Origin of the sequence: Pseudomonas sp. PAMC 26793, assembly GCF_000313235.1 — a bacterium.
Lineage (GTDB): Bacteria > Pseudomonadota > Gammaproteobacteria > Pseudomonadales > Pseudomonadaceae > Aquipseudomonas > Aquipseudomonas yamanorum.
The window spans coordinates 1-12478 of the sequence record NZ_AMXG01000055.1 but is presented as its reverse complement, the minus strand read 5'-3'; the positions used below and the strand labels follow the sequence as shown (position 1 = coordinate 12478).

General features: G+C 60.8%; 10 protein-coding genes. 4 read left to right on the top strand and 6 right to left on the bottom strand.

Annotation, left to right across the window (positions count from 1 at the left end):
• The first annotated feature begins 81 nt into the window (after window positions 1-81).
• From D109_RS0129615 to D109_RS0129605, 3 genes are read left to right on the top strand one after another with little or no spacing between them, the layout of a single operon-like run.
• Window positions 82-1983 (top strand): sensor histidine kinase, encoded by a 1902-nt coding sequence (locus tag D109_RS0129615; RefSeq protein WP_017480109.1) that lies wholly within the window; start codon window positions 82-84, stop codon window positions 1981-1983.
• Window positions 1980-3320 carry a sigma-54 dependent transcriptional regulator gene (locus D109_RS0129610; protein ID WP_017480108.1) on the top strand — a complete coding sequence of 447 codons (1341 nt, stop codon included), beginning with the start codon at window positions 1980-1982 and terminating at the stop codon, window positions 3318-3320. The genes D109_RS0129615 and D109_RS0129610 overlap by 4 nt, the downstream gene beginning before the upstream one ends.
• 18 nt (window positions 3321-3338) lie before the next feature.
• A complete protein-coding gene (locus D109_RS0129605; RefSeq protein WP_177325549.1) occupies window positions 3339-3668 on the top strand; it encodes a GlpM family protein in 330 nt (109 codons plus the stop codon).
• Window positions 3669-3812: 144 nt separating this feature from the next.
• Here D109_RS0129605 and D109_RS0129600 read toward each other — a convergent pair whose 3' ends face one another.
• The 6 genes from D109_RS0129600 to D109_RS0129575 are packed head-to-tail and all read right to left on the bottom strand — an operon-like array spanning window position 3813 to window position 11073.
• The gene (locus tag D109_RS0129600) at window positions 3813-5210 is read right to left on the bottom strand and encodes a sigma-54 dependent transcriptional regulator (RefSeq protein ID WP_017480106.1); all 1398 of its coding nucleotides are present in this window, start codon (window positions 5208-5210) and stop codon (window positions 3813-3815) included.
• Window positions 5200-6978: a HAMP domain-containing sensor histidine kinase gene (locus D109_RS0129595; RefSeq protein WP_017480105.1), complete on the bottom strand. Its 1779-nt coding sequence runs from the start codon at window positions 6976-6978 to the stop codon at window positions 5200-5202. The genes D109_RS0129600 and D109_RS0129595 overlap by 11 nt, the downstream gene beginning before the upstream one ends.
• The gene (locus D109_RS0129590; protein ID WP_017480104.1) at window positions 6978-8102 is read right to left on the bottom strand and encodes a GNAT family N-acetyltransferase; all 1125 of its coding nucleotides are present in this window, start codon (window positions 8100-8102) and stop codon (window positions 6978-6980) included. Before D109_RS0129590 ends, D109_RS0129595 begins: the two co-directional genes overlap by 1 nt.
• A 16-nt stretch (window positions 8103-8118) precedes the next feature.
• Window positions 8119-8985, bottom strand: a complete 867-nt coding sequence (locus tag D109_RS0129585; RefSeq protein ID WP_017480103.1) for a carboxylesterase — start codon at window positions 8983-8985, stop codon at window positions 8119-8121.
• The gene (locus D109_RS0129580) at window positions 8982-10376 is read right to left on the bottom strand and encodes an aspartate aminotransferase family protein (protein ID WP_003216473.1); all 1395 of its coding nucleotides are present in this window, start codon (window positions 10374-10376) and stop codon (window positions 8982-8984) included. The genes D109_RS0129585 and D109_RS0129580 overlap by 4 nt, the downstream gene beginning before the upstream one ends.
• On the bottom strand, window positions 10369-11073 hold the full coding sequence (locus D109_RS0129575) for an MtnX-like HAD-IB family phosphatase (protein ID WP_026078301.1): 705 nt from the start codon (window positions 11071-11073) through the stop codon (window positions 10369-10371). The genes D109_RS0129580 and D109_RS0129575 overlap by 8 nt, the downstream gene beginning before the upstream one ends.
• 229 nt (window positions 11074-11302) lie before the next feature.
• Here D109_RS0129575 and D109_RS0129570 point away from each other — a divergent pair, with 229 nt between their 5' ends.
• A complete protein-coding gene (locus D109_RS0129570; protein WP_017480101.1) occupies window positions 11303-12073 on the top strand; it encodes a MipA/OmpV family protein in 771 nt (256 codons plus the stop codon).
• Window positions 12074-12478: the final 405 nt, after the last annotated feature.

Here is a 12478-nt window from a genome sequence, read left to right as displayed (position 1 = left end):
GCGCGGTGCCCTTGCGTTTTTCGCGAGCAAGCTCGCTCCTACAGTTGGCAAGTGAGCGATAGCTGACCCAAGGCATCTGTGATGAAATGCGACCCCAACCTCTTTCGCGCCGCGCCGCCATCACTTGCCGTGAAGCCTCGTCTGATTCGCCAGTTGTTCCTGCCGCCACTGATTATCGCCCTGATGATCGGACTGGGTTACGTCGGCTTCTGGATCAGTGAGTTCTATGGGATCCGCACCCTCAGCGATACCGGCGAACGCCAGCTGGAATTGCACGCTCGCACCGTCGAGAGCGAGCTCAGCAAATACACCTACCTGCCCAGTCTCCTGGAGCTGGAATCCAGCGTCTCCAAGCTGTTGGCCGACCCGAATCAAGAAACCCGCAAAACCGTCAACGACTACCTCGAAGGCCTGAACCGGCGCAGTCGCAGCCGGGCGATTTACGTGATGGACACCACCGGCCGCGTGCTGGCAACCAGTAACTGGCGCGACGCCGACAGTTACCAAGGTGAAGACCTGTCATTCCGTGCCTATTTCCAGAATGCCGTGCGCGGCCAACCCGGCCGGTTCTACGGTATCGGCAGCACCAACGGCGAACCCGGCTATTACCTGGCCCATGGCCTGGAAGAACACGGCAAGATCATCGGCGTTGCCGTGGTCAAGGTACGCCTGGAGGCGCTCGAAGAGCGCTGGCAGCGGGCGCGCCTGGAGGCCTTCGTCAGTGACGAGAACGGCATCATCATTCTCTCCAGCGACCCGGCCCGTCGCCTCAAGTCCGTGCGACCACTGAGCGATGACACCAAGGACCGCCTCGCCCACAGCCTGCAATATTACTGGGCGACGCTCAACGAGCTGGAACCACTGGCCCGCGAGCGTCTCGATGAAGGCACCGAGAAATTGACCTTCCCGGCCAACAGCGAAGTGGTGGCAGACGAGCATGAGGTCAGCTACCTGGCGCAGACCCGTCCACTGAACGACACCCCCTGGAATTTCACCCTGCTCACCCCGCTGAACGATCTGCGCCGGGCCGCCATCAACCAGGGAATCCTGGTGGCAGTGGCCTTTGCACTGGTGGCATTCCTGCTGATTGCCTGGAACGAGCGCCGCAAGGTGATCGCCACCCGCCTCGCCGCCCGGGAAGCCCTGCAGGAAGCCAATAACCAGCTGGAGCGACGGATTGCCGAACGCACCACCGACCTGCGGGCCAGCAACGAGCGGCTCAAGAGCCAGATTCGCGAGCGGCGCCAGGCCGAGGAAACCCTGCGCCGCGCCCAGGACGAACTGGTGCAGGCCGGCAAACTCGCGGCCATCGGCCAGATGTCCACCAGCATCGCCCACGAATTGAACCAGCCACTGGCCGCCTTGCGCACCCTGTCGGGTAACACCGTGCGTTTCCTTGAGCGTGGGGCGCTGGACACCGCCAGTGCCAACCTCAAGACCATCAACGAACTGATCGACCGCATGGGCCGCATCACCGCCAGCCTGCGCTCCTTTGCCCGGCGCGGTGATGATCAGGGCGAAGCCAACCTGGGCAAGGCGGTGGACGCTACGTTCCAGATCCTCGGCAGTCGCCTGGAAACCTTGCCACTGACGGTGCACCGCCACTTCACCAGCGCGCAATTGCAGATCGACCAGACGCGCCTGGAGCAGATCCTGGTCAACCTGATCGGCAACGCCCTGGACGCCATGCAGGCGCAACCGGCCCCCGAGCTGTGGCTGGAAGGCGACATCGTCGACGGCAAATACCGCCTGCAGGTGCGCGATAACGGCCACGGTATTGATCCCGAAGCCCGCAAGCATTTGTTCGAACCGTTCTTTACCACCAAACCCGGCGAACAAGGCCTGGGCCTGGGCCTGACGCTGTCGGCCAGTCTCGCGGCCGCCACCGGCGGCAACCTTGCCGTCGAGCACCCGGCCAGCGGTGGTACTGCCTTTGTCCTGAGTTTGCCGCTGGCGAGCCCTCAACAAGTCGAGTCGAAATGAACGCAGAAAAAAATACCGACCTGACAGTCCTGATCGTCGAAGACGACCCCCATGTACTGCTCGGCTGCCAGCAAGCCCTGGCCCTGGAAGACATTCCCAGCGTGGGCGTGGCCAGTGCCGAAGAAGCCCTGACCCGTGTCGGCGAAAACTTCGCCGGCATCGTCATCAGCGATATTCGCCTGCCGGGCATTGACGGCCTGGAGCTGCTGACTCGCCTCAAAGCCTTGGATAAAAGCCTGCCGGTGGTACTGATCACCGGCCATGGCGATATTTCCATGGCCGTGGGCGCGATGCGCAACGGCGCCTATGACTTCATGGAAAAACCCTTCTCACCCGAGCGTCTGGTGGACGTTGCCCGTCGCGCCCTGGAGCAACGCGGGCTGGCCCGGGAAGTCTGGTCGCTGCGTCGGCAACTGGCCGAGCGCGACTCCCTCGAAGGCCGAATCATCGGCCGCTCCCCGGCCATGCAAAACCTGCGGGAGTTGATCGCCAACGTCGCCGACACTTCGGCCAACGTGCTGATCGAAGGCGAGACCGGCACCGGCAAGGAACTGGTCGCCCGTTGCCTGCATGATTTCAGCCGGCGTCATTCCCACCAGTTCGTTGCCTTGAACTGCGGTGGCCTGCCGGAGAACCTGTTCGAAAGCGAAATCTTCGGCCACGAAGCCAACGCGTTTACCGGCGCGGGCAAGCGCCGCATCGGCAAGATCGAACACGCCCACGAGGGCACGCTGTTCCTCGATGAAGTGGAAAGCATGCCGATGAACCTGCAGATCAAACTGCTGCGGGTATTGCAGGAACGCACCCTGGAACGCCTGGGCTCGAACCAGAGCGTGGCCGTGGATTGCCGTGTGATCGCCGCCACCAAGTCCGACCTCGACGACCTGAGCCGCGCCAACCAGTTTCGCAGCGACCTGTACTACCGCCTCAACGTGGTAACCCTGGAACTGCCGCCCTTGCGGGAACGCCGGGAAGACATCCTGCAATTGTTCGAACACTTCCTGCAGCAGTCGTCGTTGCGTTTCGACCGCACCGCGCCGGACCTCGACAACCAGACCCTGTCCAGCCTGATGAGCCATGACTGGCCGGGCAACGTGCGTGAACTGCGCAACGTCGCCGAGCGGTTTGCCCTGGGTTTGCCGGCCTTTAAAAAGAGCGGCGCCAGCAGCGGCAACCACGGTCTGGCCTTCACCGAGGCAGTGGAAGCCTTCGAGCGCAACCTGCTCAATGACGCGTTGCAGCGCAGCGGTGGCAATCTGACCCAGGCCAGCCAGGAACTGGGGATGGCCAAGACCACGCTGTTCGACAAGGTCAAGAAATACGGGCTGAGCCACTAGGAGCGCATTGTGGATTTATTGCTGAAGGCGGCATTGGGCGCGGGGGTGGTGTTGATTCTGGCGGCGCTGGCCAAGACCAAGAACTACTACATCGCCGGGTTGGTGCCGCTGTTTCCCACGTTCGCGTTGATTGCGCATTACATCGTCGGCAAGGGTCGCTCGGTGGAGGATCTGAAGACCACCATCGTGTTCGGGATGTGGTCGATTATTCCGTACTTTGTGTACCTGGCGACGTTGTATGTGATGGTCGACCGGATGCGCCTGGAAGCTTCGCTGGCGGTGGCGGCGGTGGCGTGGTTGATGGCGGCTACGGTGTTAGTGAGTGTGTGGGTCAGAATTCACGCCTGACACACCTCAGTCGAAAATGTGGGAGCGGGCTTGCTCGCGAAGACGGCGTGCCAGTCAATATATGTGCTGACTGAACCACCGCTTTCGCGAGCAAGCCCGCTCCCACATTTGATCGGTGTTGCCTTGAAGATTGTGTCACCACTCTCAGCGAACAATCTTGTCCACCTGAATCCCCAGCTTCTTCAACCGATACCAAAAACTGCGCTCGGAAATCCCGATCTTCTGCGCCGCCGCAGCCTGCACCCCGTTGCTCTCCTGCAACGCCGCCATGATGTAAGCCTTCTCCACCTCCGCCAGCGCCGCATCCAGGTCGTGCGGCACACCCGACCCGTTGCTGAGGATCGCACCCACCCCGTCTTCAGCTGGCTTCGAAGCAAACAGATACGCCGGCAAATCAATGTCCTCGATCACCGGCGTCGCCGCAACGATGGTTGCCCGCTCCACACAGTTCTGCAGCTCGCGAATATTGCCCGGCCAGGAATACGCCGCCATGGCCTGCAATGCCTCAGGGCTGAAACCGGTGATGCGTTTACCCGCCGTAGCACTCAAGGTCTGGGCAAAGTGCCGAGCCAGCGGCGCGATGTCTTCCACTCGCTCACGCAGGGCCGGCAGCGGAATCGGGAACACATTGAGGCGGTAGTAAAGGTCTTCACGAAACTCTTTGTTCGCCACCGCATCCAGCAAATTTTTGTTGGTGGCGGCGATCACCCGCACGTCCACCTTGCGCTCCCGCGGGTCGCCCACCGGCTCGATCACCCGCTCCTGCAAGGCCCGCAGGATTTTCGCCTGCAGCGCCAACGGCATGTCACCCACTTCATCCAGAAACAGTGTGCCCTTGTCCGCCTGCTGGAAGCGCCCGACCCGGTCCGCCACGGCGCCGGTGAAGGCACCCTTACGGTGGCCGAACATCTCGCTTTCCAGCAAGCCTTCGGGAATCGCCGCGCAATTGACCGCCACAAACGGCTTGTCGGCACGATTGCCGTGTTTGTGGATGGCACGGGCGACCATCTCTTTGCCGGTGCCGCTTTCGCCGGTCAGCAGCACCGTAGCGTTGCTGTCGCGCACCGAGTCCACGGCATGCAGCACGCGGCGAAACGCCGGGCTGTCGCCCACCAGGCTGTCGAACTGCGCCTGCTCATCCAGCTCGGCACGCATGCGTGCGTTGTCGCGCATGATGTCGCGAAACTGCAGGGCCTTGGCCACGGTGATGTCCAGCTCGTCGATGTCGAACGGCTTGGCGATGTAGTCGTAGGCGCCGTTGCGCATCGACTGCACCGCGTTTTTCACGGTGCTGTAGGCGGTCATCACGATCACCGGCAGGTGGGGGTAACGCACCTTGATTTCCGCCAGCAGCGCCGGCCCGTCCATGCCGGGCATGCGCCAGTCGCTGATCACCAGGTCGATGTCTTCCTGCTCCAGCACCTTGAGCGCGTGCAGGCCGTTGCCGGCGGTAAACACCTGGATCCCGCTCTGGCTCAAGGCCGACGAGAGCAAGTCACAGAGCTTGGGTTCGTCATCGACTACCAATACGTTATGCGTCATCACCATCCTCATCATCGCCGTCGTCTGCACCCTGAGCCGGAATGTACAGGCTGAAGGTGGCACCGGCATCTTTCTCGCTGACACATTCGATGCTGCCGTCATGACTTTCCATGATCGAGAAGACTTTGGCCAGACCCAAGCCGGTGCCCGAGGCCTTGGTGGTGACGAATGGCGTGAAGATCCGCTCGATCATGTCCGACGGAATGCCCTCGCCGGTATCGGCGATGCTGATCACCGTGTTGCCACTCACACTGCGGATGCCCAAGGTCAGGCGGCCGCCTTCGGGCATGGCATCGATGGCGTTGAGAATCAGGTTGAGGCACGCCTGCTTGAGCTGCTTGGCATCGGCGTAAATCGTCGCGCCGGGGGCCTGGTCATCGATATGGGCGTCGATGTTATGGGTCGACAACTCTGGCCCGCAAAAGCCGAGGATTTCCTCCACCACCGGCCGTGCCGCTTGCACCGTGCGCAACGGCGCGCTGGGTTTGGCGAAGTCGAGGAATTCGGTAATCAGGTCGTTGATCCGGCTGACCTCACTGATCACGTATTCGAGGTGGCGCTTGTCGGTTTCCGGCAAATCGGCGCGGCGGTGCAGCAACTGGGTGGCGGTCTTGATAATGCCCAGCGGGTTGCGAATTTCGTGGGCCAGGCCCATGGCCACTTCACCCAGGGCATGCAAACGGTCACGGCGGCGCAGCTGCGCTTCCAGGTGATGCAACTCACCGAGGCGCTCGGTCATGTGGTTGAAGGTGCTGCTCAGTTGCGCCAGTTCGTCGCCGCCGCTGACTGCCACACGGTGCTGATAGTTGCCCGAGATCACCGCACTGACGCCTTCGGACAGATCCCGCAACGGCCGAGTCAGGCGCTGGGACACCAACATGCCGGCACCGAGGGACAACGCCGAGCTGAGCAGGAAGATCAACACGAACAGATTGCTCTGGTTCACCAGGCCCACCAGGCTGGTATGCCGCAGCAAGCCACTGAAGATCACCCCTTGCAGCTCGCCGGCATCATTGAAGATCGGCCAGTACAAACCGCTGTAGTTACTGGTGAACTGTTCGCTGGGCTGTTTGGTACTGCGCAATGCGGCTTCGATTTTCGACGGGATTTTGGTGGGATGGTCGACGAAGCGCTGGGTGGAGAAAATCTCCGAGAAGCCGTTAGGGTTGGCCAGGTACAGGCGCAGGTCGAGGGAATGCACATCGGCCACGCTGGTCAGAAAACTGCTGTCCAGGTACGTGGCCACCAGCAGCTGATAGTCGACACCGTCCTCGCTGGTCTCAAAGGTGGACACCACCACGCCGGTGGTCACACCCGCCACCTGGACTGTCTGCAACACCGCATTACTCGCCAGGTTGATTTGCTTGACGATGTCGTCGGCGGCGGTGGTGAACACGATCTTGTGGTCACTGCTGCGGATCAACGCGACTACGTCGATGTCGGTGGCGGCGGCAATGTCGGCGGTCAGCTTGTCGTGCTTGGCGGCCTGGCGCGACGACGGCGGCTTGGTGTAGCGCAGGAACAGTTGGGCGACCCGGGCGTTGTCGTGGAGGATGTCGCCGATCTCGTCCTTGACGATCTTGGTCGACTCCTGCAGCCAGATACGCACGTTGCTGTCGAAAATCTGCGACAACGTCGTCGCGGCAAGCTCCGCCGCGATCATCGTCGGAATCACGGTGACCAGCCAGAACGCCAACACCAGCTTGCGCTGGACGCTCCAACGCGAAATGGCAAAGGGGCGGGCTTTTGGGCGGGTCTTGTTGATCATCAGGTTTCGCTTATCGCAGCAGCCATGGCAGGGTCGGATCGATCCGGTCGGAGAAACACTTTTGCTACAAACAGCGCACGGTTGACCAGCCAGTTACGGTGGCGGAAAAACATGCTGTTGCCCTGGAACTCGCAGCCCAGCAGCAGCTTGCTGGCATAGCCGGCCTGACCGCATTCATATAACGCAATATTGTTGCGAATGCAGTACTCGACATTGGTTAGCCAACTGCGCACAGCCAGGTTGTATTCGCGGCTGTAATCACTGTCTTCGCCGAAAAACTTGTCAATCAGGCGATCCTGGTTGAGCAGGATCAGGTTGAACGCTACCAGTTGCTCGTCCACCCAATAAAGCACACAGACCGCACGTTCTTGCAGCTGTTCAAGGATACCGGTGAAATAGCCTGCCGGCAGTCGCTCGAACTGCAGGTCGGAGCGTTCCAGGGTGGCCTCATACAACGCCATGATACGCGGCAGTACGTCGTCGATATTACGTCGCCACTCAACGCGAGGGCTTGGCGCACGCAGTTTGCGGCGCAAGTCCTTGCGGGTGGCTTTGTCCAGGGAACCCAGGTAGGCGTCCACTGAACCAAAAGGGATCGGCAATAAAGCCGTTGGCAGGCTGGGCATGCTCTGGAAGCCCGCGCCAAGGCAACTGTTTGACCAGGCTTCATCCTTGGTCGGTGCGTCCTTGACCGCCACCAGCCCAACACCCAATGTATCGGCATCCTGGCGCGCGGCAGCGAGCAATTGCGCAAGCAACGCCTCGCGCCCTGATTCGGGAACGTGGCTGGCGATACCCGCATTGCACTGTTCTGCCACCGGCGAACCGATGGCATACAGGCCCAACTTCAAAACACCCGGCCACAGTCGCTCCAGGCGCTCGGTAAAGCGCTTACCTACGCCCGACACTGTCGTGTCGAGGCGATAACGCGTGATGAACGCCGGCGCGACCGCTACCAACGTTGCATCGTCAAACACCGCAAGATAGCGCCACTGAAAATCATCGATAGCGGCATTTTCCACGGCCACGTAATAGTCCCAATCCTCCAGGGCATCGGGAAAACAGTCGTTCCAGGCACTGCGTTCGATGGCCCGAATGGTCGAAAAGGCTTGGGCGGTAATCACGTCTGATCCTTAGGGTTCAAGCCAACTGTCGATAATCTTCAGGTGCCTCAATGGCATGTGCGTGTTGCCCGATAAACTCGGCACTCAACTCAATCACCCGGCGGTATTGCAGGTCGACGGTGATCATGTGGTAGCAGTTGTCCAGCAGGATCTTGGTCACGGGGCCGCCGAGGTGGCGTTCCACGTAATCGGCGTTCCAGCGGCTGGTGATGTCATCCTCGATGGAATGCAGGACCAACGCCGGGGTCTTGATCGACGGCATGAGCTTCTTCACCACGGCATTCATCCGGTGCAACTCGCGCACGGTGATGCCTTCCATGGTCAAGAGACCCGCCTGGCTGCTCTCCCCTTCCTTCATCTGCCGCTCGACGATAGCCCGCAGGCGCTCGTTCTTGATGCCGTAGGGAGGTTTTTCCTCAAAGCTGCAAATGTGTACGCCAAACGGAATCTTCATCAGCAACGGCGTCAGGAACGCCAGTTTGTTGATGCTCCAGCCGTCGTACTTCAAGGTGGTGGAGTACATCAGCAAGCCGTCGACCTGGCCCGGGAACTGCGACGCCACGTACATCGACATCACCGCGCCCATCGACAGACCGCCGACAAACACCTGCTCGTGGCGCTGTTTCACACCGACGAATGTCTTGCGCACGCCTTCGTACCAGTCCTGCCAGCCAGTGGCTTGCAGGTCGCTGTTGTCCCCGCAGTGCCCGGCCAGGGTCGGCACGTACACCGTGCAGTTCCCGGCCTTGGCCAAACCCTGGGCCACCCGACGGAGTTCCGTCGGGGTGCCCGTCAGGCCGTGGATCAACAGGATCCCGACCGGACCGCTACCGAGAACGAAGCCGGCATCACCTTCACCGAGGTCGATCTCGTGGCTAATCACCGTTTGGTCGCTCGCACAAGCAGTTGCTCGAGCAGCTTCAGGCCCAGGTCGATTTCCGGGTAGCTGATTTCCAGCGATGGAGCCAGGGTGATCACGTTTTTGTAGTAGCCGCCCACGTCGAGGATCAGGCCGAGTTTCTGACCGTCAACCACCATGTCGCCCTTCATGCCTTCCTCGACCATGTAGTCCAGGGTCGCCTTGTCCGGAGTGAAGCCGTCCGGGCCGCAGATTTCGCAGCGCAGGGCCAGGCCCAGGCCATCGACGTCGCCGATGATCGGGAAGCGCTTCTGCAGCTCTTGCAGGCCGGCCAGGAAGTATTTGCCCTTGGCCATGACCATCGCGCCGTAGTCGACTTCGCTGGTCATCTTGAACATTTCCAGGCCTACCGCGGTGCCCAACGGGTTGGACGCGAAGGTGGAGTGGGTGGAGCCTGGCGGGAAGATCTTAGGGTTGATCAACTCTTCCTTGGCCCAGATGCCGCCCAGCGGGTTCAGGCCGTTGGTCAGTGCCTTGCCGAAGACGATCACGTCCGGCTTGACGTCGAAGTGTTCGATCGACCACAGCTTGCCGGTACGCCAGAAGCCCATCTGGATTTCGTCGACGACCATCAGGATGCCGTGCTGGTCGAGGACCTGCTTGAGCTCGCTGTAGAAGTTCATCGGCGGGATCACGTAGCCGCCGGTGCCCTGGATCGGCTCGACGTAGAAGGCCGCGTATTCGCTCTGGCCGACTTTCGGGTCCCACACGCCGTTGTATTCAGTTTCGAACAGACGGGCGAACTGCTGCACGCAGTGGCTGCCGTACTCTTCCTTGGTCATGCCTTTCGGGCCACGGAAGTGGTACGGGAACGGGATGAAGTTGGCGCGCTCGCCGAAGTGGCCGTAGCGACGACGGTAGCGGTAGCTCGAGGTGATCGACGAAGCGCCGAGGGTACGACCGTGGTAGCCGCCTTCGAAGGCGAACATCAGGCTCTTGCCGTTGGTGGCGTTACGCACAACCTTCAGGGAGTCTTCGATGGACTGCGAACCGCCCACGTTGAAGTGCACGCGACCGTCGAGGCCGAATTTCTTCTTGGCGTCGACTGCGATCATTTCCGACAGCTCGATCTTGCCTTTGTGCAGGTACTGGCTGGCGATTTGCGGCAGGGTGTCGATCTGCTGTTTCAGCGCGTTGTTCAGGCGCGGGTTGGCGTAACCGAAGTTAACGGCCGAGTACCACATTTGCAGGTCGAGGTAAGCCTGGTCTTCGGTGTCCCACACGTAGGAGCCTTCGCAACGGCTGAAAATACGTGGCGGGTCGATGTAGTGAACGGTATCGCCGTAGGAGCAGTACTTGGCTTCTTTATCCAGAAGAACCTGGTCTTCTGCGGTAGCGATGCGGATATCAGACATGGTGGAAGAGTTCCTGATTGTCGGAAGAGGTGCTGAAAGCGTTGGCGTTGGCGGCGATGCCCTGAGGCAGCTTGGCCAGCAATGCCGGCAGTTCGGCGAAGGTGTCGAACCGCGCGTAAGGGATGTTGTTGGTTTCGCAGTAGTCGGCCAGGCTGGCCTTGGCGAAGACGAAGTCAGCGGTGGAGGCCACACACATGTCGGACTTGCCGTCGCCGATCACCAGCACGCGCTTGTTGCGCGGCGTGGACTTGCACTTGCAGTTGCCGGAAGCGGCGCGGCAGGCGTCGCTGGAATACGGGAAGTCGATGCGCCAGCTGTTCTGGTCGACCTGGCGCAGGCGGTTGGCGAGGATCGGCAACAAGGTCACGTAGTTGCGCGACAGAATCCGCGCGATGCCTTGCTCAATGCCATCGCTGACCACTTCAATGGAGGCGCCCAGGCCCATGACGTGGTCGACGAAATCCGGGAAGTCCGGGTCGATCTCGACACTGTCGAAATACGCCAGCAACTCGGCCGGGGTCGCCTTGATCAGCGCCAATTGACGGCTCAGGCATTCGCGCGAACCGATGTGCCCATCCAGCCATTCCTGCTCGATGGTTTCCCACTCTGGGCCGGCGAAGCGTTGGAGGACGTTGTCGATGACGTCGGTGGGAGTGATGGTCCCGTCGAAGTCACACACGATATGCCATTGGATCATCTGCATTTACCTATTAAGTAGGAACGCGCTGTTGCGCTTGCAGGGGATAGAGCATGGAGTGTGCCAAGTGCCACCATCCCCCGTTTTCAAAGGGTTTGGCGGGTATCGACGTGTCGTTGTGTCGAAACCGGCTACAATTTTTGTAGCTTGCTACAACCTAGATGAGTGCTTGCCTAAGGCAGGGCGTTTGCGCGTTCATGCGCGCATGTTCACAAAAGGATATGGCTTCATGTTCAGGGTTACTTTTGCTGTATTTGCCGGTTTATTTGGACTGTGGGGTGTTTCGAGCGCCGCGCTGGCGGACGGGATTACCGGTGAAGCGGGCGTGGGCGTCAGCTATCAACCCCATGATCCGACGGGCAGCCGCTACGAGACGCAGCCGATTCCTTATTTCGACCTGGATTGGGGAAGTGTCAGCCTGGGTAGCGACGATGGGCTGACCTGGAGCGCCCTCAATACCCATGGCTTTACTGCCGGGCCTTATATCAACTACTTGCCGGGGCGGACGGCGAACGGTTCGTTGCGGGGTTTGCGGGACGTCCCGGATATGGCGGAGGTCGGGGGGTTCATTCAGTACGCTCCGGCCGAGTTCTGGCGGGTGTATGCACAGGTGGGTCAGGCCGTGGGCGGTGGGCATGATCAAAGTGGCGTGGTGGGTAAGCTCGGCGGCGAGTTGGGGTATCCGTTGGGTGGCGGGATTATTGGCAGCACGGGCTTGATGGCGCATTTCGCCGATGCTCGGCAGGCACAGACGTTTTTTGGGGTGGATGCCAATGAGGCTGCGGCTTCGGGGTTTCGGCCGTATAACGCCAGTGCCGGGTTTCAGAACCTGACGTTGACCCAGAGTTTTGAGTTTCCCCTGGATGCGAAGTGGTCGCTGTTGACCAGTGCCAGCTGGATTCACTTGGTGGGGTCGGCGGCCAATAGCAGTATCGTCAAGGAGACCGGGGATGTGAATCAGGGGCAGGTGCAGGGGGCTATCAGCTACAAGTTTGATTGAGCTGGGGGGGGGCATATCCGTTGCTGCGGTAACGGCCTCTTATGGTTCCGCTCTTACAGCGGCTCACTTTTGAAAAGCGCAAAAGTAAGCAAAACGCTCTTGCCCCACCACTCGGCACCTCGCCTAGGCTCGGTGTGCCCACTCCGGCCTTGAACCGTGGGCCGCCGTCATGGGCCATCCTTGGCCCAGGACGGCTAACCCGGCGTCCTGCCGGGTTACCCACGCTCCAAAGCCTGCGTTCGGCCAGCGTGGTTTAACGGGGCGCCTAAGATCAAGATCAAGATCAACAGCAAGAGCACAGCGGCCTACCGGCCGGCTTGAGTGTTGAAGAGCCAAATCAAAATCTAAAGCGGTCACGGTCCAAATGTGGGAGCGGGCTTGCTCGCGAAGGTCGTTAACGATGAC